General features: G+C 64.6%; 22 protein-coding genes. 13 read left to right on the top strand and 9 right to left on the bottom strand.

Annotation, left to right across the window (positions count from 1 at the left end; genetic code table 11):
• Positions 1–7: 7 nt before the first annotated feature.
• A complete protein-coding gene (locus KUF59_RS43265) occupies positions 8–808 on the bottom strand; it encodes a ComF family protein (RefSeq protein ID WP_212458185.1) in 801 nt (266 codons plus the stop codon).
• A gap of 214 nt (positions 809–1,022) precedes the next feature.
• Here KUF59_RS43265 and KUF59_RS43260 point away from each other — a divergent pair, with 214 nt between their 5' ends.
• Positions 1,023–1,871: a methyltransferase domain-containing protein gene (locus KUF59_RS43260; RefSeq protein WP_212458184.1), complete on the top strand. Its 849-nt coding sequence runs from the start codon at positions 1,023–1,025 to the stop codon at positions 1,869–1,871.
• Between the two features lie 60 nt (positions 1,872–1,931).
• Here the strand turns inward: KUF59_RS43260 and KUF59_RS43255 are convergent, their stop codons facing one another.
• Positions 1,932–2,342, bottom strand: a complete 411-nt coding sequence (locus KUF59_RS43255) for a (deoxy)nucleoside triphosphate pyrophosphohydrolase (RefSeq protein ID WP_212405446.1) — start codon at positions 2,340–2,342, stop codon at positions 1,932–1,934.
• Positions 2,343–2,487: 145 nt separating this feature from the next.
• On the opposite strand from KUF59_RS43255, the gene KUF59_RS43250 reads away from it, so the two are divergent.
• Positions 2,488–3,846: a TadE/TadG family type IV pilus assembly protein gene (locus tag KUF59_RS43250; protein WP_212458136.1), complete on the top strand. Its 1,359-nt coding sequence runs from the start codon at positions 2,488–2,490 to the stop codon at positions 3,844–3,846.
• Between the two features lie 164 nt (positions 3,847–4,010).
• Here the strand turns inward: KUF59_RS43250 and argJ are convergent, their stop codons facing one another.
• Positions 4,011–5,252 (bottom strand): bifunctional glutamate N-acetyltransferase/amino-acid acetyltransferase ArgJ, encoded by a 1,242-nt coding sequence (gene argJ / locus KUF59_RS43245; RefSeq protein WP_212458135.1) that lies wholly within the window; start codon positions 5,250–5,252, stop codon positions 4,011–4,013.
• A gap of 112 nt (positions 5,253–5,364) precedes the next feature.
• Positions 5,365–6,276, bottom strand: a complete 912-nt coding sequence (locus KUF59_RS43240) for a peptidylprolyl isomerase (RefSeq protein WP_212458134.1) — start codon at positions 6,274–6,276, stop codon at positions 5,365–5,367.
• A gap of 359 nt (positions 6,277–6,635) precedes the next feature.
• Between KUF59_RS43240 and secA the strand changes: the two genes are divergently transcribed.
• Positions 6,636–9,485, top strand: coding sequence for a preprotein translocase subunit SecA (gene secA, locus KUF59_RS43235; RefSeq protein ID WP_212458133.1), 2,850 nt, complete (start codon positions 6,636–6,638; stop codon positions 9,483–9,485).
• A gap of 310 nt (positions 9,486–9,795) precedes the next feature.
• On the opposite strand, the gene KUF59_RS43230 is transcribed toward secA, so the two are convergent.
• A complete protein-coding gene (locus KUF59_RS43230) occupies positions 9,796–10,239 on the bottom strand; it encodes a MarR family winged helix-turn-helix transcriptional regulator (RefSeq protein ID WP_212458132.1) in 444 nt (147 codons plus the stop codon).
• Positions 10,240–10,419: 180 nt separating this feature from the next.
• Here KUF59_RS43230 and KUF59_RS43225 point away from each other — a divergent pair, with 180 nt between their 5' ends.
• The 7 genes from KUF59_RS43225 to KUF59_RS43195 all read left to right on the top strand — a co-directional run bounded on the left by KUF59_RS43225 (position 10,420) and on the right by KUF59_RS43195 (position 17,936).
• Complete coding sequence (locus tag KUF59_RS43225) at positions 10,420–11,607, top strand: substrate-binding domain-containing protein (RefSeq protein WP_258768051.1); 1,188 nt, start codon at positions 10,420–10,422, stop codon at positions 11,605–11,607.
• A gap of 161 nt (positions 11,608–11,768) precedes the next feature.
• Positions 11,769–13,283 carry an amidase gene (locus tag KUF59_RS43220; protein WP_212458130.1) on the top strand — a complete coding sequence of 505 codons (1,515 nt, stop codon included), beginning with the start codon at positions 11,769–11,771 and terminating at the stop codon, positions 13,281–13,283.
• 36 nt (positions 13,284–13,319) lie between these two features.
• On the top strand, positions 13,320–14,177 hold the full coding sequence (locus KUF59_RS43215; RefSeq protein WP_212458129.1) for a branched-chain amino acid ABC transporter permease: 858 nt from the start codon (positions 13,320–13,322) through the stop codon (positions 14,175–14,177).
• A gap of 4 nt (positions 14,178–14,181) precedes the next feature.
• Positions 14,182–15,399 (top strand): substrate-binding protein, encoded by a 1,218-nt coding sequence (locus tag KUF59_RS43210; protein ID WP_212458128.1) that lies wholly within the window; start codon positions 14,182–14,184, stop codon positions 15,397–15,399.
• Positions 15,400–15,405: 6 nt separating this feature from the next.
• Positions 15,406–16,518: a branched-chain amino acid ABC transporter permease gene (locus KUF59_RS43205; RefSeq protein ID WP_212458127.1), complete on the top strand. Its 1,113-nt coding sequence runs from the start codon at positions 15,406–15,408 to the stop codon at positions 16,516–16,518.
• Complete coding sequence (locus KUF59_RS43200; RefSeq protein ID WP_212458126.1) at positions 16,505–17,239, top strand: ABC transporter ATP-binding protein; 735 nt, start codon at positions 16,505–16,507, stop codon at positions 17,237–17,239. The genes KUF59_RS43205 and KUF59_RS43200 overlap by 14 nt, the downstream gene beginning before the upstream one ends.
• Positions 17,232–17,936 carry an ABC transporter ATP-binding protein gene (locus KUF59_RS43195; protein WP_212458125.1) on the top strand — a complete coding sequence of 235 codons (705 nt, stop codon included), beginning with the start codon at positions 17,232–17,234 and terminating at the stop codon, positions 17,934–17,936. Before KUF59_RS43200 ends, KUF59_RS43195 begins: the two co-directional genes overlap by 8 nt.
• A 219-nt stretch (positions 17,937–18,155) precedes the next feature.
• Here KUF59_RS43195 and KUF59_RS43190 read toward each other — a convergent pair whose 3' ends face one another.
• From KUF59_RS43190 to KUF59_RS43175, 4 genes are all read right to left on the bottom strand, one after another.
• On the bottom strand, positions 18,156–19,724 hold the full coding sequence (locus KUF59_RS43190) for a L,D-transpeptidase family protein (protein ID WP_249140273.1): 1,569 nt from the start codon (positions 19,722–19,724) through the stop codon (positions 18,156–18,158).
• 387 nt (positions 19,725–20,111) lie between these two features.
• Positions 20,112–21,074, bottom strand: a complete 963-nt coding sequence (locus KUF59_RS43185; protein ID WP_212458124.1) for an acetyl-CoA carboxylase carboxyltransferase subunit alpha — start codon at positions 21,072–21,074, stop codon at positions 20,112–20,114.
• Between the two features lie 343 nt (positions 21,075–21,417).
• Positions 21,418–22,389, bottom strand: a complete 972-nt coding sequence (gene xerD / locus KUF59_RS43180; protein ID WP_258768050.1) for a site-specific tyrosine recombinase XerD — start codon at positions 22,387–22,389, stop codon at positions 21,418–21,420.
• An 18-nt stretch (positions 22,390–22,407) separates the two neighbouring features.
• Positions 22,408–22,554: a histidine kinase gene (locus KUF59_RS43175; RefSeq protein WP_212458122.1), complete on the bottom strand. Its 147-nt coding sequence runs from the start codon at positions 22,552–22,554 to the stop codon at positions 22,408–22,410.
• Between the two features lie 148 nt (positions 22,555–22,702).
• Here KUF59_RS43175 and KUF59_RS43170 point away from each other — a divergent pair, with 148 nt between their 5' ends.
• The 3 genes from KUF59_RS43170 to KUF59_RS43160 are packed head-to-tail and all read left to right on the top strand — an operon-like array spanning position 22,703 to position 25,802.
• Complete coding sequence (locus KUF59_RS43170; RefSeq protein ID WP_212458121.1) at positions 22,703–23,305, top strand: shikimate kinase; 603 nt, start codon at positions 22,703–22,705, stop codon at positions 23,303–23,305.
• A gap of 13 nt (positions 23,306–23,318) precedes the next feature.
• Positions 23,319–24,467: a 3-dehydroquinate synthase gene (gene aroB / locus KUF59_RS43165; RefSeq protein ID WP_212458120.1), complete on the top strand. Its 1,149-nt coding sequence runs from the start codon at positions 23,319–23,321 to the stop codon at positions 24,465–24,467.
• Positions 24,468–24,494: 27 nt separating this feature from the next.
• Entirely contained in the window at positions 24,495–25,802 is a 1,308-nt protein-coding gene (locus KUF59_RS43160; protein WP_212458119.1) for an HlyC/CorC family transporter, read from the top strand.
• Positions 25,803–25,845: the final 43 nt, after the last annotated feature.

Genomic DNA, 25,845 nt, shown 5'->3' with positions numbered 1-25,845 from the left:
ATTTGAATTATATGGGACGCGAGGCGCTCTCGACAACCCGGGCGAACACCAGCGCGTCGACCTGGGCGGCCTTGGCGCGCAGCAGGGCCCGCGCACAGGCATCCAGCGTCGCACCTGACGTCAGGACATCGTCGATCAGGACGATTCGGCGGCCCTGCACCTCGGATTGACGGTCGGTGGATACCTGGAATGCGCCCTGCACATTGGTGGCGCGCTGGGTGCGCGACAGGCCGATCTGCTGCTCGGTGGCGCGGATCCGGCGCAGCACGTCCCCTTTCACCTTCACCCCGCTCTGGCGCCCGATCACCTGCGCCAGCGCGCCCGATTGATTGTAGCGGCGGCGCCAGGCCCTGCGCCAATGCAGCGGCACCGGAACCAGTATGTCGGCCTCAGTCAGCAGTGTCCGGCCGGCGCGGGCCATCCAGCGGCCCATCGCCGGCGCGAGGTCGGTGCGGTCCTGGTACTTCAGCGAATGCACCAGGGTGCGCGCGACGTCGTCATAGCGCACCGCGGCGCGGGCGCGGTGATAGGCCGGCGGGCTGGCAATCGCCTCCATCGACAGCATGTCGGGGCCGGGATCGTAGACGAAGGGAATGCCAAGCCGCGGGCAATAGGGCGGCTCGATGAACGACAGCTTTGCCCAGCACGCCGCGCAAACGCCTTCGCCGTCCACCGGCTCGCGACAGGACACGCACAGCGTCGGCAGCGCGATGTCGAGCGCAAGCCGTGCGACACGCCTAAGCATGTGACGGCCGGCCGCAAGCGGCGCGCGCCACAGGGAGCGGGTAGGAACGCTGTCGGCTTCCATGGCCGAAAGGCTAGCGCTGTGGCACGCCGCGCTCAAGCCGCTCTCTCGTGCCCCGGACGCAGCGCAGCGCTCTTTGCGGTGCGCTGCTGAGCCGGGGCCCAGGAGTCGGATGCGCGGAAGCATGGGTCCCGGATCTGCGCCGCACCGCTGCGCGCTGCGTCGCGTCCGGGACACGAGAGTTGCCATTGCCGGTTGGATCGGCGTAACCAGCAGAATGGCGCAAAACCCGCAAACTCCGCCCATCCTGTTCGATCGCGCGCTGCTGCATGCGCGGCAACGCCGCGCGCGGGCGCAAGGCGAGGTCGCTTTCCTGCTGGATCGCGTGAACGAGGACATGACGGATCGACTTGCCGCGGTGATGCGCGATTTTCACGCCGCGGCCGACCTCTGGACGCCGGGCGAGGGCTTGTCGGCGCTGCGCGCGCGTCTGCCGTCGGTTCAACGGGTCGAGCTCGATGCGACCGGCGATGAGAAGCTGCCCTTCGCATCCGAAAGCCTCGATCTCATTGCGTCGGCGCTGGCGCTGCAATTCGTCAACGACCTGCCGGGCGTGCTCGCGCAAATCCGGCGCGCGCTGAGGCCGGATGGTTTGCTGCTCGCGGCGATGATCGGCGGCGACAGTTTGACGGAGCTGCGGCAGGCCTTTGCCGCTGCGGAGGCCGAATGCGAGGGCGGCGTGTCGCCGCGCGTGGCGCCGTTCGCGGATCTGCGCGACATCGGCGCGCTGTTGCAGCGGGCGGGCTTTGCGCTGCCGGTTACCGATGTCGACCGCGTCGTGGTGCGTTACGCAAGCGCTTTTGCCCTGATGCAGGATCTGCGCAGCATGGGCGCGGCCAACGTGCTGGTGGAGCGCCGGCGCATGCCGACGCGGCGGCGGACCTTGCTGCGCATGGCGGAAATCTATGCGGAGCGCTTTGCCGATCCCGACGGCCGCATCCGCACCACCTTCGACATCGTCTGGCTGTCCGGCTGGGCCCCGCATGCGAGCCAGCAGCAACCGCTGAAGCCCGGCTCGGCGAAAGCGAGTCTGGCGGAGGCGGTGAAGAAGGCGGGGAAGAGTTGAGCCACTAGCTCCGTCATTCCGGGGCGGTCCGCAGGACCGAACCCGGAATGACAGTGCCGCTCACATCAACAAATCAATCAAATGCGGGATCAGCGGGATGTCCGCCGGCGGCATCGGATAGTCGCGCAGCTTGTTGGCGCGGACCCAGGCCAGCGCCTGTCCCTCGCGGGCGACCGCAAATCCCTCCCAGCGGCGGCAGACATAGAGCGGCATCAAGAGGTGGAAGTTGTCATAGCCGTGGCTTGCGAAGGTCAGCGGCGCGAGGCAGGGCTCGGCGACGGAAATGCCGAGCTCCTCGTGCAGCTCGCGAATCAACGTCTGTTCCGGCCGTTCGCCCGGCTCGACCTTGCCGCCGGGAAACTCCCAGAGGCCCGCCATCGACTTGCCTTCGGGCCGCTGTGCGATCAGGACGCGCTTGTCCGCATCGATCAGGGCGCAGGCCACCACCAGTGTCAGTTTGAGATCGGCCATGCCTTTTTGGGAATGCTGTTAGGTGGGGAAGGCAGCAAGCGGTCCGTTAACCCGACTTAAACGATTGGACCGCTTTTGCCATAAGTCATATTTAATCGACAGCTCCTAGAGTGAAAACGCCTTTTATCACTCTGGACCTGATTTCATGCGCCCTGTGCGAAGCACCTTCAGCCGGTTCATCCGCGACCGGCGCGGTAACATCTCGGTCGTTTTTGCGCTCGCCTGCGTCCCGCTGATCACGACAGTGGGCTGTGCGGTCGATTATTCCCGTGCGACGCAGATCCGCGCCAAACTCCAGGCCGCCGCGGACGCCGCGAGCGTCGGATCGATCGCCAAGGCCTCGCCCGCTTTCATCGCGGCGGGCTCGATGACGTCGGATGGCCCGATCACGGTCGGCGTCACCGACGCGACCAAGATATTCGACGGCAATCGCGACAACCAGACCGGCTACACGCTCATCAGCGTCACCCCGACCGTGGTCAAGAGCGGCTCGACGATAACGTCCACGGTCACCTATTCCGCCAGCATCAACACCATGTTCCTCAGTGTGATCGGCAAGAGCACGCTGACGATGTCGGGCACGTCGACCTCGACGGCCAACATGCCGCTCTATATCGATTTCTATCTGCTGCTCGACAATTCGCCGTCGATGGGCGTGGCGGCGACGCCGACGGACGTGACGACCCTGGTCAACGCAACGACGGGCAACAGCTTCAAGCCCAACGACCAGTGCGCCTTCGCTTGTCACGACTACAACGACTCCAACAACTACTACAATCTCGCCAAGACGCTCGGCGTGACCACGCGGATCGACGTGCTGCGCAGCGCCACGCAATCGCTGATGGACACGGCGGGGGCGACCCAGACCTATTCGAATCAGTTCCGCATGGCGATCTATGATTTCGGTGCATCGTCCGCGACGATCGGTCTGCGCGCGCTGTTTTCGCTGTCTTCCAGCCTGACGAGCGCCAAGACGGCGGCCGGAAACATCGACCTGATGGGCGTCTACGGCAACAACGATTCCTACACGAAGGACATGGACACCCCGTTCAGCACGGTGTTTCCCGCGCTCAACACTGCGATCAGCGCGCCGGGTGCGGGGACGTCGACGGCACCGCTGAAGTATGTGTTCTTCGTCTCCGACGGCCTGGCGGATGAAAACAATTCCGGATGTCTCAAGCCGATCAAGACGGTGGGCAGCATGTCGCGCTGCCAGTCGCCGATCAATCCCGCGCTTTGCACCACGCTGAAGGACCGCGGCATCAAGGTCGCCGTGCTCTACACCACCTATCTGAAGCTTCCGACCAACAGCTGGTACATGAGCTGGATTGATCCGTTCAATCAGGGGCCGTTCGGCCCGTCCCCAAACAGCGAGGTCGCGCAGAACATGCAGAGCTGTGCCTCGCCCGGCCTCTATTTCGAGGTGAGCCCGACCCAGGGCATCTCGGACGCCATGAACGCGCTGTTCAAGAAGGCCGTCGCCGACGCCCGGATTTCGAGCTGAACTGAATCAGCACCGTCACCCTGAGGCGGCCGCTTCTTCAGCGGCCCTCGAAGGGCGACGGCCCGGCTGCATCCGTGCGGCGCCGGCGGGGCCGTACATCCTTCGAGGCTGCACGGGCGTTGCTTCGCACCGCACGCTTCGCATCTCAGGATGACGGATGACCGCTACGACCGATAATCGCCGTTGATCGCGACATATTCCTTGGTGAGATCGCAGGTCAGCACGCGGTCGCGGCCCTTGCCAAGGCCTAGCGAGACCTTGATCGCGATCTTCGGCGCCTTCATCGCCTCCGACACCTGGGCCTCGTCATAGGACGGGTCGCGCGCGCCGCTCTTGGCGACGCGGATGCCGTTGAACGCAATCGACAGCTTGTCGCGATTGGCGGGCTCGCCGGCTTTGCCGACGGCCATCACCACGCGGCCCCAATTGGCGTCCTCACCCGCGATCGCGGTCTTCACCAGCGGCGAGTTCGCGATCGACATCGCGATTTTCCGCGCGGAGGCCTTCGTCGTCGCGCCCTCCACGGTGATCTCGACCAGCTTGCGCGCGCCTTCGCCGTCGCGTGCGACCTGCTCGGAGAGATCGGCCAGCACCTCGCGGAATGCCTTTGTGAACGCCTTCAGGCGCGGATCGCTGGCGCGGCTGATTTTTGGCGCGCCGTTTGCGGTTGCCGCGCCGGTCGCGAAGGCCAGCAGCGTGTCCGAGGTCGAGGTGTCGCCGTCGATGGTCACGGCGTTGAACGTGTCCTCGACGCCGCTCTTGAGCAGTGCCTGCAAGGCCGCGGGCGCAATCGGTGCGTCGGTGAAGATGAAAGACAACATCGTCGCCATGTCGGGCGCGATCATGCCGGCGCCCTTGGCCATGCCGTTGATGGTGACCTTGGCCTTGCCGAGCTTCACCGTCGCGGTCGCGACCTTGGGGAAGGTGTCGGTGGTCATGATCGCCTTGGCCGCAGCCAGGTAATCGCCGGGCTCAGTGCCATCGGCCAACCGTCCGAGCACGCCGTCGAACTTGGTCGCATCCAAGGGCTCGCCGATCACGCCGGTCGAGGCCAGAAAAATCTCGTTGGCGCTGCAACCGACGGCCTTGGCGGCGATCGCGGCGGTGAGCGCGGTGGATTGGCGGCCGGTCTTGCCGGTGAAGGCATTGGCGTTGCCGGAATTGACGACGAGCGCGCGCGCCTTGCCGCCCTTCAATTTGGCGCGGCACCATTCGACCGGCGCGGAGGGGCATTTCGACTTGGTGAAGACGCCGGCGACCGCGGTGCCCTTGTCCATCACCGCGAGCAGCACGTCGGTGCGGTTCTTGTAGCGGATGCCGGCTTCGGCCGTGGCCAGCCTGATGCCCGCGATTTCGGGCATGTCGGGAACGTTCTGCGGGGCGAGCGGGGAGACGGTGGAGGACATCGGAGGGCGCCTTGTCGAGGTAGCGGGTGGTGCAGACATGCAGATGCCCGGGACGAGCCCGGGCATCACAACTCCTAAATACTCTCAGCGTCAGCGAAGTGACAGCGAATTCTTACTTCTTCGCGGGCGGCGCCATCTTGTTGTCGGCCGGCGGCTTGGCGGCGTCCGGCTTGGCCGCATCCGCGGCCGGCTTGTCGAGACGCTCGACCTTGGCCTCGGTGCGCAGCTTGGCGACGTAGTCGGCCTGGGCCTTGCGGGTGACGTAATTCTCGATCTGGGCCTTGACCTGCTCGAAGTCCGGCGCCTTTCGGGCGCGCTTTTCCTCGACCTTGATGATGTGCCAGCCGAACTGCGACTTCACGGGGTCGGAGATCTTGCCCGGCTCGAGCGTGAACGCCACCGCCGAGAATTCCGGCACCATCTGCTCCTTGGTGAAGAAGCCGAGGTCGCCGCCGTCGGCGGAGCCCGGATCCTTGGACTTCTTCTTGGCGAGCTCGGCGAAATCAGCGCCCTTGTCGAGCTCCGCCTTCACCGCCTTGGCCTCGTCCTCGGTCTCGACCAGGATGTGGCGGGCGCGCACCTCCTGTTCGCCGGTGATCTGCTTGGAAGCCTCTTCATAGACCTTCTTCATGGCGTCGTCGTTGGTCGCCGCCTTGCCTTCCTGGGCCAGCAGGCTGTCCATCAGCAGGCGGTTGCGGGCGAACGCCAGGCGCTTCTTGAACTCCTCGCCGTCGGCGATCTTCTTGTCCTCTGCGGCCTTGGCGACGATCTTCATGTCGATCAGGAAGGCCAGGACGTTCTCGTCCTTGGTAGCCGGATCCATCTGCGCCAGGCTCGGTCCGAGTTCTTCCTCAGCCAGCGTCACATCGCTCTTCTTGATCTCCGCACCATTGACCTTGGCCAGCACCGGATCGTCGGCCGCCCGGACGGGGCTCCCCAGGGTCAGCGCCAGTGCAAGGCATCCCGCCAGGGCAGAGGCAAGGCGAACGCGCTGGCCGGTGGTTACCGGGAACGAGGTGGTCATGGAAAATCCTTATGTTGAGGCAGGGCTGCTCAAAGCGGGGCGGACACTCGCCCAATCGGGGGGCCTTGGCAACGCGAAAAGTCTGTCAAAATGATGAATTAGCCGCAATCCGCCCGCCGTTGACAAGGCCCCGACCGGGCCATATCTCTGGCCGGTCGCGTCAATGGCGATGGCGTTTATTTTGCTGCGTTTTCGGCCGTTGAACCTAGATTTGCTTAATTCCCACCCATATGGCGGATGACCCCGCAATCCGGGGCTGGCGCCGCGAGGCGTCACGGTGAGTTGATAGGCAAGTTGGTGACAACCTCTTGGCTGCAACGCGGTATTCGCGAACACAGGAATTTGGCAAGGAATTCGGTATGATCGGCGCGCTCGCCCGCAAGTTTTTCGGCTCCGCTAATGACCGGCGGATCAAGGGGTACCAGTCCCGCGTCAACGCCATCAACGCGCTGGAACCCGAGCTTGCAAAACTTTCCGACGAAGCGCTGAAGGCCCGCACCGACGAGTTCAAGCAACAGCTCGCGTCCGGCAAGACGCTGGACGACATCCTGGTCCCGGCCTTTGCCACCGTCCGCGAGGCGGCCAAGCGCACCCTGGGCCAGCGCCATTTCGACGTCCAGCTCATCGGCGGCATGGTGCTGCACGAGGGCGACATCGCCGAGATGAAGACCGGCGAAGGCAAGACGCTGGTTGCGACCCTTGCGGTCTATCTCAACGCACTCGCCGGCAAGGGTGTCCACGTCGTCACCGTCAACGACTACCTCGCCCGCCGCGACTCCGGCTGGATGGGCCAGATCTACGGCTTCCTGGGCATGACCACGGGCGTGATCGTTCACGGGCTCGACGATTCCGAGCGCAAGACGGCCTATGCCTGCGACATCACCTACGGCACCAACAACGAATACGGCTTCGACTATCTGCGCGACAACATGAAGTACCGGCTCGAGGACATGGTCCAGCGGCCGCACTACTACGCGATCGTCGACGAAGTGGACTCGATCCTGATCGACGAGGCGCGCACGCCGCTGATCATCTCCGGCCCGCTCGACGACCGTTCGGACTTCTACAACACCATCGACACCTTCATGCCGAAGCTGACGAAGGTGACCGACTTCGAGGTCGACGAGAAGCAGCGCACGGTGACGCTGACCGAAGGCGGCATGGAGCGGCTGGAGACGCTGCTGCGCGACGCCGGCCAGCTCAAGGGCGAGTCGCTCTACGACGTCGAGAACGTCTCGGTCGTGCACCACGTCAACCAGGCGCTGCGCGCACACACGCTGTTCACCCGCGACAAGGACTACATCGTCCGCGACGGCGAGGTCGTGATCATCGACGAGTTCACCGGACGCATGATGCCCGGCCGGCGCTATTCGGAAGGCCTGCACCAGGCGCTGGAAGCCAAGGAGCACGTCGCGGTCCAGCCCGAGAACCAGACGCTCGCCTCGATCACCTTCCAGAACTACTTCCGCATGTACGAGAAGCTTGCGGGCATGACCGGTACGGCGGCGACCGAAGCCGACGAACTGTTCGACATCTACAAGCTCGAGGTCGTGGAGATCCCGACCAATCTGCCGGTGGCGCGCCTCGACGAGGACGACGAGGTCTACCGCACGCAGAAGGAAAAATACTCGGCCATCCTCGCCGAGATCGAGCGCGCCAATTCGCGGCTGCAGCCGGTGCTGGTCGGCACCGCCTCGATCGAGAAGTCGGAAGTGCTCGCCGAGTTCCTGAAGCAGAACGGCTACAAGCAGATCGATTTCGGCAAGGAGAGCGCGCTCGAGAAGCTTTACGCTGCCGCCCGCGCGGGCAAGCCGGCAAAGCTGTTCGCGGTCTTGAACGCGCGCTTCCACGAGCAGGAAGCCTATATCGTGGCTGAAGCCGGCGTTCCCGGCGCTATCACGATCGCCACCAACATGGCGGGACGCGGCACCGACATCAAGCTCGGCGGCTCGCTCGAGATGCGCCTCAAGCAGGAGACCGCCGGCATCGAGGACGAGGCCGAGAAGGCCAGGAAGATCGAGCAGATCAAGGCCGACATCGAGCATTTCCGCGACATCGTGCTGAAGGCCGAGGAGACCGTCGAGCTCGAGCCGGCGAAGGGTTCAAAACCCGCCAAGACCGTGAAGAAGCCGGGCGGCCTCTACATCATCGGCTCCGAGCGTCACGAATCCCGCCGCATCGACAACCAGCTCCGCGGCCGCTCCGGCCGTCAGGGCGACCCCGGACGCTCAAAGTTCTTCCTGTCGCTGGAAGACGATCTGATGCGCATCTTCGGCTCGGATCGGCTGGACAGCATGCTGCAGCGGCTCGGCCTGCAAGAGGGCGAGGCCATCATCCATCCCTGGATCAACAAGGCGCTGGAGAAGGCGCAGCAGAAGGTCGAGGCGCGCAACTTCGACATCCGCAAGAACCTGCTCAAGTTCGACAACGTCCAGAACGACCAGCGCAAGGTGATCTTCGACCAGCGCGTCGACCTGATGAAGGACGAGAGTGTCGCCGAAACCATCTCCGACATGCGTCACGCCTTCATCGACGACCTCGTCGCCAAGCACGTGCCCGAGCATGCCTATGCCGAGCAGTGGGACGTCGCGGGGCTGAAGGAAGAATTGAAGCGCGTGCTCGACCTCGATCTTCCCGTCGACGAGTGGGCCAAGGAAGAGGGCATCGCCGACGAGGAGCTGCTCACGCGCATCGAGACCAAAGCCGACGAGCACATGGCGGCGAAGGTCGCGCAATGGGGTCCCGACGTGATGCGCTACGTCGAGAAGACCATTTTGCTCCAGACGCTCGACCATCTCTGGCGCGAACATCTGATCATGCTCGACCATCTGCGTCAGGTCATCGGCCTGCGTGGCTACGGCCAGCGCGATCCGCTGCAGGAGTACAAGACCGAGGCGTTCAACCTCTTCCAGGAGATGAGCGCGCATCTGCGCGAGGCCGTCACCGCGCAGTTGATGCGGGTCGAGATCGTGCCGCCGGAGCAGGAAGCCCCCGTGCTGCCGGCGATGGAAGCGCACAAGGTCAATCCGGACACCGGTGAGGACGAGATGGCGTTCGCCAACGTCTCCCTCGCCCCGCAGGCCAACGCCTCGGATGCCGCCCTGCGTGACCCCAAAAATCCCGCATCCTGGGGCAAGGTCGGCCGCAACGAGGACTGCCCCTGCGGAAGCGGCAAGAAGTACAAGCATTGCCACGGGCGGTATGCTTAAGGGCTGAGGCGCGACGCGCGCGCCTCGTTTTCCACCGTCATTGCGAGCGCAGCGAAGCAATCCAGGGTCTTTCCGCGGAGAGATTCCGGATTGCTTCGCTGCGCTCGCAATGACGAGTTTTTGGGGCGAGCATCGCGCCTCACTCTCCGCCGTCATGCCCCGCGCAGGCTGGGCATCCAGTACGCCGCGGCTTCTCGGTTCAATCACAACCGTCTCTGGAATACCGGATCGCCTGCGCGGGCGATGACAGCTACGATTGTGTTCGCGTTATCCGCCGCGTCGGTGTGCTCGCTGAAGCGAGGTGAGATGCTCAATTCGAGCTGTCGATCAGGCTCTCCAACAGCCGCTTCAATTCGTTCGTCGACTTGTCGCCGTAGCTTTCGAGGATGTGCTCCTCCTGGCTGACCGCAAGCGAGTTGAGCCGCTTGCTGAGCGCCTTGCCGCGGTCAGAGACGAACATCAGCACCTTGCGGCGGTCCTTCGGATCCTGCAGGCGATAGACCAGCGCGTCCGACACCATGCGGTCGATCATCTTGGTCAGGGTCGGATGATTGAGCAGCACGGCGTCCGCCAGCTCCCCCATCGAGTGGCCGTTGCCGTCGGAGAGGACTTTCAGGATGCGCCATTGCTCGACCGGCACGCCCTCCTTGCTCAGCCGCGATTCCAACTGGCGGTTGATCTCCCGGTTGGCCTGCGCCAGCAGGTAGGCGAGATGCTCGGTGATCGGGGAATTGTCTTTCGGCGGTTTGGCCACGGCTTACGACTTCGTATCGATCCAAATGAGTGAATGTCTTGCAATCGCTGCTGCATCTATATGCACTTCAATTCTTGAATATTCAATATTTTCAAAATAGGATCATTGCCCAACAAAAGGGCGGATGCCGGGGCCGCCCGCTGAATGTGCTTTCAGGTCTGGTGCCAGACAGGAGTTGGCGTGCGCTCGACGGTAAACTTCCCGGCTCGCGGCGGGCCCACATTTCCGCCGTCCCTGCTGCTGAGGAATCTGTCGTCGCCGGCGGCCGATTGCGGGTTGTCGCCCGACGATAGCGTCTTCTTCAGGCGGCGCGGCGCCAGCAGCAAGCTCAGGATCGGAGGCTTCATCTGCTGCTCCGGTTCGCCCGGGGTCTGGGGTCCGTGCGCGACCAGCAGTGCGCAGCTCGCGGTAGCCGAGATCAACAAGCGCGGCGGCATCCTCGGACGCGAGATCGAGTTGTCGATCTACGACGCAGGCGGGCCGCTCGACGATATCCTGCAGCTCGCCGAGCAGGCGATCGCGTTCGACGAGGTCGATCTCATCGTCGGCTTGCACACCAGCGCGGTCCGAGTCGCCCTGCGCAAGGTCACCACCCGTAACCGCATTCCCTACATCTATACGCCCGTCTATGAAGGCGGCGAGCAGACCCCGGGCGTGATGGCGATTGGCGAGACGCCGCGCTGGCAGAGCCGGCCGTCGATCCACTGGCTGGCGGACGTCAAGAAGGCATCGCGCTGGTATCTGATCGGTAGCGACTATGTGTGGCCGTGGCAGTCGCATCGTGCCGTGAAGCGATACATCAACGAGACCGGCGGGCAGGTGGTCGGCGAAGAGTTCGTCCCGCTCGGCGAGGACAATCACGAGCCGCATTTGGCGCGCATTCGTGCCGCAAAGCCCGACGTGGTGCTGATCTCGCTGATCGGGACCGACAGCATCACCTTCAACCGCGCGTTCGGCGAATGCGGCCTCGGTGCCAGCACGCTGCGCCTGGCCGGTGCGATGGACGAGACCGTGCTGCTCGGCATCGGCGCCGACAACAGCGAGAACCTGTTCTGCGCCTCCGGCTACTTTCCCGGGGTCGGCTCGCGGGCCAATGACGACTTCCAGAGCCGCTACAGCGCGATGTTCGGTCTCAACGCTCCGCCGATCGGTTCGCTCGGCCAATCCAGCTATGAAGGGCTGTGCTTTCTCGAGGCGGTGGCCAAAAAGGCCGGCACGCTGTCGATGGGGCCGATGCTCGCTGCAGCGCGCAACGTCGTCTACAGCGGCGCGCGCGGACCCGTCACCGTCCGCAACGGCCATGCCCGGATGCCGATGTACCTCGCCGAGGCCGACGGTCTCGACTTCAAGCTGATCAAGACCGTCTGACAAACGGTCGCGCCGCCTGCGGGCGCGGAAATGCGAAATAATACTTGAAAAGGAAAATATTTCCGTTTTGAATACCGGAACGAAGCCGGACGGCCCGCGATGACCGCGCGGGTCCAAGGCTCCTCGCCCAAAGGGATTCAAAAAAACGTCAGGAGAGCGTCGTGTCAGTTGCCCTTCCCACGCCAACCCAACTTCGCGCAGTCGCCGAGCAGTGCGGCTTGTCGCTGACCGATGAAGACGTCGCCTCGTTCCGCGGCCTGATGCAGGGCTCGATCGACGCCTACAATCTCGTCGCCGCGATGCCCGATGAGGTGCCGGAGGTGAAATATCCGCGCACGCCCGGCTACCGGCCTTCGCCGGAAGAGAACCCGCGCAACGCCTGGTACCGCAAGTCGACCGTGAAGGGTGCGGCGAGCGGCAAGCTCAAGGGCAAGACCGTCGCTCTGAAGGACAACATCATGCTGGCCGGCGTGCCCATGACCAACGGCTCGTCGACGCTGGAAGGCTATGTGCCCGATTTCGACGCCACCATCGTCACGCGCATGCTGGATGCCGGCGCCGAGATCGTCGGAAAAACCCATTGCGAGCACTTTTGCCTGTCCGGCGGCAGCCACACCGGCTCTTACGGGCCGGTGCACAATCCGCACAAGATGGGCTATTCGGCCGGCGGCTCCTCGTCGGGCTCGGGCGTCGTCGTCGCGCTCGGCGAGGTCGACATGGCCATCGGCGGCGACCAGGGCGGTTCGATCCGCATGCCGTCGTCGTTCTGCGGCACCTACGGCATGAAGCCGACCTGGGGCCTCGTCCCCTATACCGGCATCATGCCCATCGAGATCTATGTCGACCACACCGGCCCGATGACGGCGACGGTCGCCGACAACGCGCTGCTGCTGGAAGTGATCGCCGGCGACGACGGCTACGATCCCCGCATCAAGTCGCCGAAGGTCGAGGACTACACCAAGGCGTTGGGGGCCGGCGTCAAGGGCATGAAGATCGGAATCCTCAAGGAAGGCTTTGAGCAGCCGAACGCGGAGGCCGCCGTCAACGAAAGCGTCCGTGAGGCTGCCAAGCGCTTCAGGGATCTCGGCGCAACCGTCGAGACGGTGTCGATCCCGATGCATCTGATGGGTCCGGCGATCTGGACCCCGATCGGCACCGAAGGTCTGACCCAGACCATGATGTTCGGCGACGGCTACGGCCTCAGCCGCGGTGACCTCTATTCGACGTCGCTGATGGATTTTCATCGCGGCTGGCGCCGCCAGGCCGATTCTCTGTCCGAGACCACGAAACTGTTCATGATGCTCGGCACCTACATCAACAACAATTTCGGCCCGCGCTTCTATGGCAAGGCGCTCAACATCTCGCGGCGGCTCACCGCCGCCTATGACAAGGCGTTCGGGGATTACGACCTCCTCCTGCTGCCGACGACGCCGATGAAGGCGACCAAGCTGCCGGAGCCCACCGCGAGTCGCGAGGAATACGTCGCCCGCGCGCTCGAGATGATCTCCAACACCGCGCCGTTCGACATCACGCATCATCCGGCGATGTCGCTGCCTTGCGGCATGGTCGACGGGCTGCCCGTCGGCCTGATGCTGGTCGGCCGCATGTTCGAGGAATCGACGATCTATCGCGCAGCGCATGCCTTCGAGCAGATCGGCGACTGGAAGAAGATGTGAGGAGAGTCGTCGTGCAGGCCGGATGGATCGCAACGCATGGCTAGCGCATTCGTCGCAGCGTTCGAGATCCTGAGCTTCGGCGCGATCATCGTCCTGGTCGTGCTGGGGCTCGGAATCATCGCCAGCATGATGGGCATCTTCAACTTCGCGCAGGGCGAGTTCGTCCTGCTCGGCGCCTACGTCACCTATCTCGCCTACAGCCATGGCGCGCCGATCTGGGCCGGCATGGTTGCGGCGCCCTTCGTCGTCGGCGCGCTCGGCTTCGTGCTGGAGGCGCTGATCATCCGCCGCTTCTATGCCGCACCGATCGTGGCGATGCTCGGAACCTACGCGCTCGGCCTGATCATCCGCGAGGCCGTGCGCGGCCTGATCGGCGGCTTCTATCTGACGGTGCCCGAGCCGATCGGCGGCTCGATCGACATCGGCACCATGCACATCTCGGCCTGGCGCTTCACCATCATCGTGATCACGCTTTTGGTGATGGGCGCCTGCTATCTCCTGTTGTCGCGCACGAGTTTCGGTCTGCGCATGCGCGCCACGCTGGAAAACCCGTCGCTGGCGCGCGCGTCGGGCATTTCCACGCCGTTGATGTACGGCGCCACCTTCGCCTTCGGTTCGGCACTTGCGGGCCTTGCGGGCGCGCTGATCGTACCGGTGTTCAGCCTCTATGCCGATCTCGGCATCCGCTTCCTGATCCAGGGCTTTGTCGCGGTCATGGTCGGCGGCGTCGGATCGTTCATCGGTCCCGTCGCGGGCGCCGGCGTGATCGGCACGCTCAGCGCGGCGCTGCCCTGGGTCATGGCGCCTGTCGTCGCCGACGTCCTCGTCTTCGTTCTTGCCATCGTCTTCATCAAATTCCGGCCGCAGGGCCTCATCGCTGGAAAAGGGGTTTAGTCACATGTTCGATCGCATCAAGCTCTCACGTCGCCGCTTTCTGTCCAATTTCGCCTTTGCGTCCGGCGCGGTCGCAACCGGGATCGGAAGCTGGGTGATTCCGGCCCCCTGGGCCAATGCCGCCGAAGCCCCGATCAAGGTCGGCATCGCGACCGATCTCACAGGTCCGATCGCCTATGCCGGCAACGCCGACGCCAATGTTGCAAAAATGGTGATCAAGGAGATCAACGCGGCCGGTGGCCTGCTCGGGCGCCCGCTCGAGCTCTACATCGAGGACACCGCCTCGAATGAGTCGGTCGCCGTCGGCAATGTCCGCAAGCTCATCCAGCGCGACAAGGTCGATATGGTGCTGGGCGGCATCACAAGCTCGATGCGCAACGCGATCAAGGATCCGATCGTCGCACGCGGCAAGACGCTCTACATCTACCCGCAACTCTACGAAGGCAAGGAGTGCACGCCGTACCTGTTCTGCACCGGACCGACGCCGGCGCAGCAGTGCGACGAGTTCATCCCCTGGCTCATCAAGAACGGCGGCAAGAGGTTTGCGCTGCCGAGCGCGAACTATGTCTGGCCGCACACCCTCAACGTCTATGCCCGCAAGGTGATCGAGCAGAACGGCGGCGAAGTCGTGTTCGAGGAATACTACCCGCTCGATCAGGTCGACTTCTCGGCGACCGTCAACCGCGTCATCTCCAACAAGGTCGACGTCGTCTTCAACACCGTCATTCCGCCCGGCGTCGGGCCCTTCTTCAAGCAGCTCTATGAAGCGGGCTTCCTCAAGAACGGCGGTCGGCTCGCCTGCGTCTACTATGACGAGAACACGCTCAACATCAATCAGGCCGCGGAGATCGAGGGGCTTGCAAGCTGTCTCGACTATTTCAAAGTGCTGACCAAGGAGAACCCGTTCGACGCCAAGATCCAGGCGGCCTATGAGAAGGATTTCCCCGGCAACTTCCTGTTCGCGGCCGGAAGTGCCGCGACCGGCACCTATCGCGGCCTGAAGCTGTGGGAGGCCGCCGTCAAGGAGGCCGGCAAGATCGACCGTGAGTCGGTCGCGGCAAGCCTCGATCACGCCAAGATCGCGGAAGGCCCGGGCGGGCCGGCCGAGATGGTACCGGGCAAGCGTCACTGCAAGATGAAGATGTACACCGCGGTCGCCAAGGGCGGAAACTACGAGATCGTCGGCCGCAGCAACGGTCTCGTCGATCCGAAAGAGTGCTGATCCGGAATGCCGAAGTCCATGAGTGTGGTAAAGCAGGCCATCGACGCCGACATCGGCGACGAGGCGGACATTGCGATGGCTGAGCGTGGACCGGCAAAGCGTGCCAAGGCCAGGGCAGGACGAAAAGTCCTGCCCATCGTCGAGGGACTGGTGCTGCTAGCGGCGCTGATCCTGCCGCTGGTGCTGCAGGACTATCTCACGGTGTTCGCGACCCGCGTCATCATCCTCGCTTTGTTCGCGCTCTCGTTCGATCTGGTGTGGGGTTATGCGGGCATCATGAGCTTTGGCCAGGCCCTGTTCTTCGGTTCGGCCGGCTATGGCGTGGCGTTGCTCGCGCGCGACCTCAACGTCACCGCAATCCTCCTCGTGCTGCCGGCGGGAACGCTGATCGGACTGGCATTTGCGCTTCTGCTCGGCGGCTTCCTGCTGCTCGGCCGCCATCCGTCGAGCGTGATCTTCGTGTCGCTGGGCACGTTGACCGGCTCCTACGCGGCCGATCGCCTCGCGCGCGGCTGGTATTATCTCGGCGGACAGAACGGCATCCCGTCGATCGCACCGATGTCGCTCGGCTCCTACGAATTCACGGAGGGACCCGTCTACTACTACCTCGTGCTCGGCATTCTCGTGGTCGTCTACCTCTTGTGCCGCTTCCTGGTGCGTTCGCAGTTCGGCCTGGCGCTCGCGGGCTTGCGCGAGAACGAGCAGCGCATCGCCTTCTTCGGCTACAAGGCGCAGCATCTGAAGGCGATCGTGTTCGCGATCGGAGGTGCCATTGCGGGGCTCGCCGGCAGCCTCTACGCCTTCCATGAAGGTTTCGTCTGGCCCAACATGGTCGGCGTGGTGGTCTCGACCCAGGTCGTGCTCTACGTGCTGTTCGGCGGATCCGGCACGCTGATCGGCGCGGTCATCGGCACCGTCATTGTCGAAGGCGTCAGCTTCTGGCTGTCGGACAATTATCGCGAGATCTGGCCGATCATCCTCGGCGTGCTGCTGTTGCTCGTGATCCTGTTCCGGCCGCTCGGCTTGATCAGTTTCGTGCTCGGAGAGCGCGAGCGGGTCGGCAGCTTTGGTGCCAAGTTCAAGGATATGCTCAAGGAGAAGCGCAATGCCACTCCTTGAAGCCGCGGGGATCTCAAAGGTCTTCGGCAAGCTCACCGCGCTCGATGGCGCGGCCCTCACCGTCGGCGAGAGCGAGTTTCACGGCCTGATCGGACCGAACGGCTCGGGCAAGAGCACCCTGATGAAGTGCATCGCGGGCGCCGAGGTGCCGACGGCCGGCAAGGTCAGCTTCGTCAACGCGGATATCACGGCGTTCACGCCGACCGAACGCGCCCGCGCCGGCATGAGCCTGAAATTCCAGATCACCTCGGTGCTGCCGACGCTCACGCTCTACGACAACATCCTGCTGGCGCTGCAGGCGCAATGCTCCTTGTTCGACCTCGTGTTCTCGCGCACCCGTGGTGTGCTGCACGACCAGGTCATGACGATGCTGACGCAGTTCCGCCTCGCCGACCGCGCGCATGACGCCGCAGCCACGCTGTCGCATGGCCAGCAGCAATGGCTGGAGATCGCGATGGCGCTCGCGGGCAAACCAAAACTTCTACTGCTGGATGAGCCGACCGGCGGCATGAGCCTCGAAGAGCGCCGCGTCACCGGCGAACTGCTGCAGCCGATCAAGCAGCATTGCTCGCTCGTCATCGTCGAGCACGACCTGGATTTCATCCGCGACATCTGCGACCGCCTCACCGTGCTCGACCAGGGCCGCGTGCTCGCGTCGGGAACGGTTGCCGAGATCCAGGCCAACAAAAACGTCCAGGAGATTTATCTGCGCCGTGCCTGAAAACGAATTTCTCGACATACGGCATCTCGATGCCGGCTATGGCCGCAGCCAGGTGCTGTTTGACGTCACCCTCGGCATCCCCTGGCGCGGCGGCGTCGCCGTGCTCGGCCGCAACGGCGCCGGCAAGACCACGCTGATGAAGACCATCGTCGGCGAGCTGCCGGCGTGGAAAGGGGAGGTCGCCTTCGACGGCCGCGACATCAGCCGCCGGCGGACCGAGGAGCGCGTGCGCGCCGGCATCGGCTACGTGCCGCAGGAGCATTCGGTGTTCGCCCGCCTGTCGGTGCGCGACAATCTCGCGGTCGGCTCGCTGTCCAACAAGGACGCAGGCGCCGCAGTCGAGCGCGTGCTGACGATCTTTCCAAAGCTCGGCCAGCGGCTCGACCAGCCGGCCGGCACGTTGTCAGGCGGCGAGCGCAAGATGCTCGCGATCGGCCGCGCGATGCTGGGCGACCCAAAGCTGCTGTTGCTGGATGAACCGACCGAAGGCGTCTGGATCGGCGTGATCGAGGAGATCACCGAACGCCTGATCGAGCTCGCCAGCCAGATCGCCGTCATCATCGTCGAGCAGCACCTCGATCTCGCACTGCGGGTCGCCGACTACGCCTATGTGCTGGACCGCGGCCGCGTCGCCCTGCAAGGCGCGGCGGGCGACGTGCGGGGCAATCCGGAACTGCTTCGGTATCTGGCGCCGTAGGGTACGGCGTTGCTGACTTCGAGCCTGTTTCTCGCGGCGCTTAGGCAGACCCGTCATCCTGAGGTGTGAGCCGTGCGGTGCAAGCGCACCGCACAGCGAGCCTCGAAGGATGAACGGCCGAGCTGACAGTCGGGCCGTCGCCCTTCGAGGGCCGCTGAAGTAGCGGCCGCCTCAGGGTGACGGTTCGATGGATTGCACCGTCGCCTCGAAAGCGACGCCCTACTTCATCGCCCCAAACCGGCTGTCGAACGAGTTCGACGACACCACCGGCGCAGCACCCGCGAGCTGCGAGTCCTTGCTCGTTGCGGCCGGCGCGGCCTCGACCACGGACGGCTTGAGCGGCGGACGCGACTGGGCGAGTTTTGTCTCGGCCGGTTTTGCCGCTTCCTGCGGCTTCACGGCAACGACCGACTTGGGTGTGTCCTTGAGCGTGTCCTTCGCCGTATCCTTGGACGTGTCGCGGCTAGGGACGATCCGGCCCACCGCGGCCTTCAGCCTGGACGCTGCCGTGGCAGGTGGTGCGGAAGCTGCCGGCGTCGTCGACGGCGTGGTGGTCGCGGTCGTGTCGGAGCTGCCCATGCCCATCTTGCGCGCCAGCCCCGAGAACCAGCCGCCGCCCGAGGACGATGAGGATTGCTGTTCGGCCGGCGCAGCAGAGGCGACGCGGGTATTGGTCTGCGCCGGGGCGGCGACAACAGACTCGTTCTGCGGCGCGGCGTCCGCGACGGCCAGGTTCGGCTTCGGTGGATTGACTGTCGAGGGGATCGTGCCCGGCGCCTTCGACATCGCGAGCAGCGACAGGCTGTTGGTGTCGGGCGCTTCCGACAGGCCGGTATTGCCCTCGGGCACGCGCACGGCAAACACCTTGTTCATGCCGCCGTCGATGCCGGTGTTCATGCGCGCGACCGGCGTGCCGCGCGCAACCAGCTTGGCATATTCGGTCTCGTCGCGCTGCTGCTTCTCGCGCACGGCCTGCTGGATGTCCTCGGGGATCACATAGGCCGGGCATTTTGCATTCGCATCGAACACCGGATCGCGCTTGGCGTCGGGTGTCTTGGCGGCGTCGAAGACGTATTTCCGTTCGCAGAAATCGACCTTCGGCTCCTGCCGCGTCACCTCGAAATGATCATAGCCTTCCTTGATCATCTTCCAGAAGGCCATGTTCGGGTTGTTGCGGTGCTTGGCCATGTTCACCGGCGTCATCTTGAACGGATACGCCTGGAGCTGGAACGCCTTCTGGCCGCCGAAGAAGGACTCGCGTCCCAGCGAGTAGATCTCCGCGATCTGCTCGTCGGTCATCGCGTAGCAGCCGCGCGACGAACAGTCGCCATGCACCATCAGCTGCGAGCCGGTGCGCCCCAGCGCGCGGTCGAACGCGTTGGGATAGCCGGTGTTGAAGGACAGGTAGTAGGCCGATTGCGGGTTCATCTGGCCGGGATTGATCGAATAGAACCCCTCGGGCGCCTGGCGGTCGCCCTCGCGCACCTTGGGGCCGAGATCGCCCGACCAGCGGCAGATCGGGTAGGTCTTGAGCAGCGCGAACTGGCCGCTTCGGGTCTGCTTCCAGACCTCGAGCTCGGCTTCCTGCTTGAACAGGCGGACCAGGATCGGCGATTGCAGATCCATGTCCTTTTCGGTCATGGCGGCAATGAGCTTCGGCGGGACCGGCTGGTTGGCCTTGGCGTTGGTCGCGAGCGAGACCTGGTCGGAGTCGCAGCCAGCCAGCAGCACGCTGGCGGTCAGCGCGACGGACGTCAAAAGCGCGCGTGCGAGCGAGCTAGAAATCAAGACAGACCCCACACTCACCGGGCAAGTTCGCAAAACCCCAAATTTGGAGTCTGGCCCGACCGGCGATCCGGTCCCCGCGAGCTGCGGGACTTGAGAGACCAAACTCCAGCGTTTTGCCCTGAAGTCATTGATTAAAATCTTACCCTTTGGGTCCCGGGCTCGCAACCCGAACCGGGATCACGAGACCGTCGGCCCATAGGCATGGTCAACAGAGACTAAACCGTGGCCTGGGGCCTAATTGGGGCCGTCTTCGCTGATTTGGGCGAAAAAAGGGTTAACGCGGCGTTATCCTGTCATTCCGGGATGGTCCGAAGGACCAGACCCGGAATCTCGAGATTCCGGGTTCGCGCTTGGCGCGCCCCGGAATGACGAAGCTAATGACTGGAATCAGGCCAGTTTCCGGCCGATTTCGAGGAATTTCTGCCGCCGCTGCCGGCGAATGCCGTCCGCGTCCAGGTTGCGCAGCTCGATGAAGGCCTGCTCGATGGCCTCGCCCGTGGTGGCGATCATGACGGCGGGGTCTCTGTGGGCGCCGCCGACCGGCTCTTTCAGGATGGTGTCGATGACGCCGAAGCGCAGCATGTCCTGGGCCGTGATCTTCATGCTGTTGGCGGCTTCCTGGGCCTTGGTACCGTCGCGCCAGAGAATGGAGGAGGCGGCTTCGGGCGAGATCACGCTGTAGATCGCGTGCTCCAGCATCAACACCTTGTTGGCGGTGGTGATCGCGATCGCGCCGCCCGACATGCCTTCGCCGGTGACGATCGCGACGTTCGGCACGCCCAGCGACAGGCAGGCATCGGTCGAGCGCGCGATGGCTTCGGCCTGGCCGCGCTCCTCGGCGCCGATGCCGGGATAGGCGCCCGCGGAATCGACGATCGACAGCACGGGAATGCCGAAACGTTCGGCCATTTCCATCAGCCGCACCGCCTTGCGATAGCCTTCGGGGCGCGCCATGCCAAAATTGTGCTTGATGCGGCTCTCGGTGGAATCGCCCTTTTCCTGGCCCATCACGCAGATGCTTTCGCCGCGGAAACGGCCGAAGCCGCCGACCAGCGCCTCGTCCTCGCCGAACTTGCGATCGCCGGCGAGCGGGGTGAATTCGGTGACCAGCCCCTTGATGAAGTCGGAGAAATGCGGCCGCTGCGGATGGCGCGCGACCAGCGTTTTCTGCCAGGGCGAGAGGTTGGTGTAGAGGTCGGCGAGCGCCTGCGCCGCCTTGTCCTCGATGCGGCCGATCTCATCAGTGATGTCGGTCCCGGAGGCTGCCAGGGCGCGCAATTCATCGACCTTGGAGTCGAGTTCGGCGACGGGCTTTTCGAAATCGAGATAGCTGCGCATGTGATCCGGCATCAACTCAATATAGGGAGGACGGGGCGGGGAGGTGAAACGGGATTTGGCTCAGGGATAAGAAGTGTAGCTTCTTCAATGGTTTGGCTTGTGCGTACCGAGGCGCGCGCCAAATCACAGGAAGGAAGACGGCTCTTTCTGCGGAGAAAGGGCCGAAGTCAAGGCGGTTCTATCCGTCGTCCCGGTGGGTCTCGCGTCCCGGACGCGCTGCAGCGCCCCTTGAGCGCGTTCACGCGCGTCTCGACGCGCTATGGCGCTGCTGCGCTGAGCCGGGACCCAGCAAGCGGCATGGGCCCCGGCTCAGCAGCGCACCGTTTCACGCTGCGCTGCGTCCGGGGCGCGAGCCCTACTTCTCCGCCAGCGGGTGCAGGTCGCGCACCAGGCTCTTCAACCGCTCCTCCACGACGTGGGTGTAGATCTGGGTGGTCGAGATGTCGGTGTGGCCGAGCAGGGTCTGCACGATGCGCAAGTCGGCGCCGTTGTGCAGGAGGTGACTGGCGAAGGCGTGGCGCAGCACGTGCGGCGACACCAGGCGGGCCTGCAGGCCCGAGGCGACCGCGAGCTCCTTCAGGTCGCGGGCAAAATGCTGCCGCGTCAGATGTCCGCTCTCGCCGAACGAGGGAAACAGCCATTTCGAGGCGGCGAGGCTGCCCTTTTTGTTCGGCTTGTCGTCACCCTTGGTCGTCGCATCGGTCGCGGCGAGATAATCCGCCATCGCCTGCCGCGAGGCCTCGTTGAGCGGCACCAGCCGCTCCTTGTTGCCCTTGCCGCGCACCACGATCATGCGGGCATCGCGTTTTGCCGCCGAGCGCGGCAGCGCGACCAGTTCGGAGACGCGCAGGCCCGTCGCGTACAGCACTTCCAGCAGGCAATAGAGTCGCAAATTCCGCAACCGTTGCGAGGCCGACGCGTCGGCGGCCTCGCTGAGCTCCTTTGCGCGCCGGAGCATTTTGTCGACATCCGCGATCGACAGCACCTTTGGCAGGCTGCGGCCGCGCTTCGGCCCTGATAGAATCGCGGCCGGATCGTCGTCGCGCAGTTTCTCGTTGAGGAGGAAGCGGTACACGTGCCGCATCGCCGACAGCTTTCGGGCGACGCTGGTGGATTTGAAGCCGCGCGTGTCGAGATCGCCGAGATAGTCGCGCAGGGTTTGCGTGTCCGCGCCGATGAAATCCTGGCACTTGTGGCTGAGGAAGTCGGAGAAATCGGTGAGGTCGCGCCGGTAGGCGTCGAGCGTGTTGGGGCCTGCGCCTTGTTCCGCCGCGAGCATGTCGAGGAACAGGCCGATCAGTCTGGTATCGGAGGGTTTTGTCGGCATCGCCTCCGAACCTAACCGCTATTTCTTGAGAAATTTGTCAGGCGGGATCGTCACCGTCATTTCCCGCGGCTTTGGATTGACGAAGTTTGCCAGCGAAAAGATCACGCCATAGACGATGCCGGCGAGCACGGCGACGACCGTCAGGAAGCGGAACAGGCTCGGCATGGATCTGGGTCTCGGGCGCGCAAATTAACCAATGAAATCATCCAACATGTTCGCCGTTTCGTGGCAAGAGTCCTCTGGCGAGGCCCTCTTGGGGGGTAGTATAGGTGGCAGGGAATGCCGCACTTCGCGGCAAATTTGAGCGAGGAATATGTCCGACGCCGTCTCACCAGCGCCTGCCCCGTCCGAGGCCGACATCGCGTCGGCACTCGGGCCGCGCTCGATCGTGCTGGTCGGCATGATGGGGGTCGGCAAATCCACCATCGGCCGCCGCATGGCGGCGCGGCTGCGGCTGCCCTTTGTGGACGCCGATACCGAGATCGAGGCGGCCGCCGGCATGACCATACCCGAGATCTTTGAGCGCCATGGCGAGCCGCACTTCCGGGACGGCGAGGCGCGGGTGATCGCGCGGCTCCTGGACGGTGGACCGATCGTGCTCGCCACCGGCGGCGGTGCCTTCATGCGCGAGGAGACGCGGCGGCGGATCGCGGCCAAGGCGGTCTCGATCTGGCTCAAGGCCGATCCTGACGTGATCATGCGGCGGGTGCGGCGCCGGGCCGATCGCCCGCTGCTGCAGACCGCCGATCCCGAGGCGACCGTTACCCGCCTGCTCAGCGAGCGCGAGCCGGTCTATGGCAGTGCCGACCTCACGATCGCCTCGCGCGACGTGCCGCATGATCGCATCGTCGAGGAATGCATCGAGACGCTGCACGCCTATCTCTGTGGCCCGCGCCCGATCCAGGCTGCCAACTGATTGAACGAGTGAGATGACTGCGCCGTTGAAACATTCTGATCCCATCGTCGTCGACGTCGCGCTCGGCGAGCGCGCCTACGACATCGTCATCGGCCGCGACGTGCTGGCCTCGCTGGGCGCGCGGATATCCGCACTGCGTCCCGGCGTGCGGACGGCGATCGTGACCGATCGCACGGTAGCAAAACACTGGCTGGAGCCGACCGAGGCATCGCTCAGCGACGCCGGCATCCCGACCTCGCGCGTCATCGTCGAGGAAGGCGAGATCTCCAAAACCTATGCCGGCCTCGAAAAGGTCAGCGAGGCGCTCGTCGCCGCAAAGATCGAGCGCAACGATCTCGTGGTCGCGCTCGGCGGCGGCGTGGTCGGCGATCTCGCCGGCTTTGCGGCCGCGATCCTGCGCCGCGGCGTCGATTTCGTGCAGGTGCCGACCTCGCTGCTGGCGCAGGTCGATTCCAGCGTCGGCGGCAAGACCGGCATCAACTCGCCGCAGGGCAAGAACCTGCTCGGCGCTTTCCACCAACCGGTGCTGGTCATCGCCGACACCGCCGTGCTCGACACGCTGTCGCCGCGGCAATTTCGCGCCGGCTATGCCGAGGTCGCGAAATACGGCGTGCTCGGCGATGAGGCGTTCTTCGCCTGGCTCGAGAAGAATCAGGCCGACATTTTCAAAGGTGGTTCGGCGCGCGAGCACGCGATCGCGACCTCCTGCCGCGCCAAGGCGGGCGTGGTCTCGCGCGACGAACGCGAGACCGGCGAGCGCGCGCTGCTCAATCTCGGTCACACCTTCGGTCACGCGCTGGAGGCCGCCACCGGCTTCTCCGACCGCCTGTTCCACGGCGAGGGCGTGTCGATCGGCATGGTGCTGGCGGCGGAGTTTTCGGCAAAACTCGGCATGATCGGCGCTGATGATGCCGCGCGTGTCGAGCGGCATCTGGCCGAGGTCGGCCTGCCGACGCGCCTGCAGGACATTGCCGGATTTGCGCAGGAGGGGCTCAGCGATGCCGACGGCCTGATGGCGCTGATGGCCCAGGACAAGAAGGTCACGCGCGGCAAGCTCACCTTCATCCTGCTCGAGGCGGTCGGCCGCGCCGTCATCGCCAAGGACGTCGAGCCCACGCTCGTGCGTGACTTCCTGCAAGAAAAGCTTGCCCGCAAAGCGTGATGTGCGGCTGAACCGGCGGTTGGGTGCATGGACTGGCTCGGACTCTCCATCGTCGTCTTCTGCCTCCTGGTCTCGGGATTCTTCGCCGCGAGCGAGACCGCGCTGACCGGCGCCTCGCGCGCCAGCATGCTGCGGCTGTCCAAGCAGGGTAACCGCGAGGCTATCGTCGTCTCCATCCTGATCGAGAACCGCGAGCGGCTGATCGGCGCGCTGCTGCTCGGCAACAACATCGCCAATATCGGTGCGTCCGCGATCGCGACCGGGATTTTCACCACCTGGTTCGGCGAAGTCGGCGTGCTCTACGCCACCGGCGTGATGACCGCGCTGGTCGTGATTTTTGCGGAGGTGCTGCCAAAAACCATCGCGATCAATGCGCCGGATCGCATTGCGCTCGCCGTGGCGCGGCCGATGCGGCTCACCGTGTTCATCCTCGGCCCGCTGCTGTCGATCGTCGAGAACATCGTGCGCGTGCTGATGCGGCTGTTCGGCATCGCGATCGGCGAGCACCAGGCGATCCTGTCGCCGACCGAGCGCCTGCGCGGTGCAGTCGATCTGTTGCACCACGAGGGCAAGGTCGAGAAGCACGACCGCGACATGCTCGGCGGCCTGCTCGACCTGCGCGAGCTCCAGGTCTCCGACGTGATGATCCATCGCACCGAGATGGTCATGATCAATGCCGATCTGCCCGCGGAAGATCTGGTGCGCGAGGTGCTTGCCACCGAATACACCCGCATTCCGCTCTGGCGCGAGAAGCCGGAGAACATCATCGGCGTGCTGCACGCAAAAGACCTTTTGCGCGCGATCCGGGCCTCCGACGGTGATACCTCGCGCATCGACGTCTCGACCATCGCGCTGCCGCCTTGGTTCGTGCCGGAGATGCGGCCCGTCTCCGAGCAGCTCAAGGCGTTCCGCCGCCGGAAGACCCATTTTGCGCTCGTCGTCGACGAGTATGGCGAGGTTGAAGGTCTTGTGACGCTGGAAGACATTTTGGAGGAGATCGTCGGCGACATCTCCGACGAGCATGACGTGGTGGTCGCGGGCGTCCGCGCCCAGCCCGACGGCTCCGTGGTGGTCGATGGCTCGGTGCCGATCCGCGACCTCAACCGCGCCATGGACTGGAATCTGCCCGACGAAGAGGCAACGACGGTCGCGGGCCTCGTCATTCACGAGGCGCGCTCGATCCCCGACCGCGGCCAGAGCTTTACCTTCCACGGCTTCCGATTCCGCGTGCTCCGCCGCGAGCGCAACCGCATCACCGCGCTCCGTATTTCACCGGTGCCGCGCGAAGCCGAGGTCGAGGAAGCCAAGCCGCGACGGGCCGGGACGTCGTTTTGATCTTCAAGCACTCGCATCGTCATTCCGGGGCGCCCGTAGGGCG

It is taken from the genome of Bradyrhizobium arachidis, assembly GCF_024758505.1.
GTDB classification, from domain to species: Bacteria; Pseudomonadota; Alphaproteobacteria; order Rhizobiales; family Xanthobacteraceae; genus Bradyrhizobium; species Bradyrhizobium manausense_C.
Note: the sequence above shows the minus strand (reverse complement) of the source record. Positions and strands in the feature narration are given on the sequence as shown.

What these genes read in the sequence shown, in the direction of transcription:
- KUF59_RS43265 (WP_212458185.1), bottom strand. Translation starts at nt 808, where the DNA reads ATGGAAGCCGACAGCGTTCCTACCCGCTCCCTGTGGCGCGCGCCGCTT.
- KUF59_RS43260 (WP_212458184.1), top strand. Translation starts at nt 1,023, where the DNA reads ATGGCGCAAAACCCGCAAACTCCGCCCATCCTGTTCGATCGCGCGCTG.
- KUF59_RS43255 (WP_212405446.1), bottom strand. Translation starts at nt 2,342, where the DNA reads ATGGCCGATCTCAAACTGACACTGGTGGTGGCCTGCGCCCTGATCGAT.
- KUF59_RS43250 (WP_212458136.1), top strand. Translation starts at nt 2,488, where the DNA reads ATGCGCCCTGTGCGAAGCACCTTCAGCCGGTTCATCCGCGACCGGCGC.
- argJ (WP_212458135.1), bottom strand. Translation starts at nt 5,252, where the DNA reads ATGTCCTCCACCGTCTCCCCGCTCGCCCCGCAGAACGTTCCCGACATG.
- KUF59_RS43240 (WP_212458134.1), bottom strand. Translation starts at nt 6,276, where the DNA reads ATGACCACCTCGTTCCCGGTAACCACCGGCCAGCGCGTTCGCCTTGCC.
- secA (WP_212458133.1), top strand. Translation starts at nt 6,636, where the DNA reads ATGATCGGCGCGCTCGCCCGCAAGTTTTTCGGCTCCGCTAATGACCGG.
- KUF59_RS43215 (WP_212458129.1), top strand. Translation starts at nt 13,320, where the DNA reads ATGGCTAGCGCATTCGTCGCAGCGTTCGAGATCCTGAGCTTCGGCGCG.
- KUF59_RS43210 (WP_212458128.1), top strand. Translation starts at nt 14,182, where the DNA reads ATGTTCGATCGCATCAAGCTCTCACGTCGCCGCTTTCTGTCCAATTTC.
- KUF59_RS43205 (WP_212458127.1), top strand. Translation starts at nt 15,406, where the DNA reads ATGCCGAAGTCCATGAGTGTGGTAAAGCAGGCCATCGACGCCGACATC.
- KUF59_RS43200 (WP_212458126.1), top strand. Translation starts at nt 16,505, where the DNA reads ATGCCACTCCTTGAAGCCGCGGGGATCTCAAAGGTCTTCGGCAAGCTC.
- KUF59_RS43185 (WP_212458124.1), bottom strand. Translation starts at nt 21,074, where the DNA reads ATGCCGGATCACATGCGCAGCTATCTCGATTTCGAAAAGCCCGTCGCC.
- xerD (WP_258768050.1), bottom strand. Translation starts at nt 22,389, where the DNA reads ATGCCGACAAAACCCTCCGATACCAGACTGATCGGCCTGTTCCTCGAC.
- KUF59_RS43175 (WP_212458122.1), bottom strand. Translation starts at nt 22,554, where the DNA reads ATGCCGAGCCTGTTCCGCTTCCTGACGGTCGTCGCCGTGCTCGCCGGC.
- KUF59_RS43170 (WP_212458121.1), top strand. Translation starts at nt 22,703, where the DNA reads ATGTCCGACGCCGTCTCACCAGCGCCTGCCCCGTCCGAGGCCGACATC.
- aroB (WP_212458120.1), top strand. Translation starts at nt 23,319, where the DNA reads ATGACTGCGCCGTTGAAACATTCTGATCCCATCGTCGTCGACGTCGCG.
- KUF59_RS43160 (WP_212458119.1), top strand. Translation starts at nt 24,495, where the DNA reads ATGGACTGGCTCGGACTCTCCATCGTCGTCTTCTGCCTCCTGGTCTCG.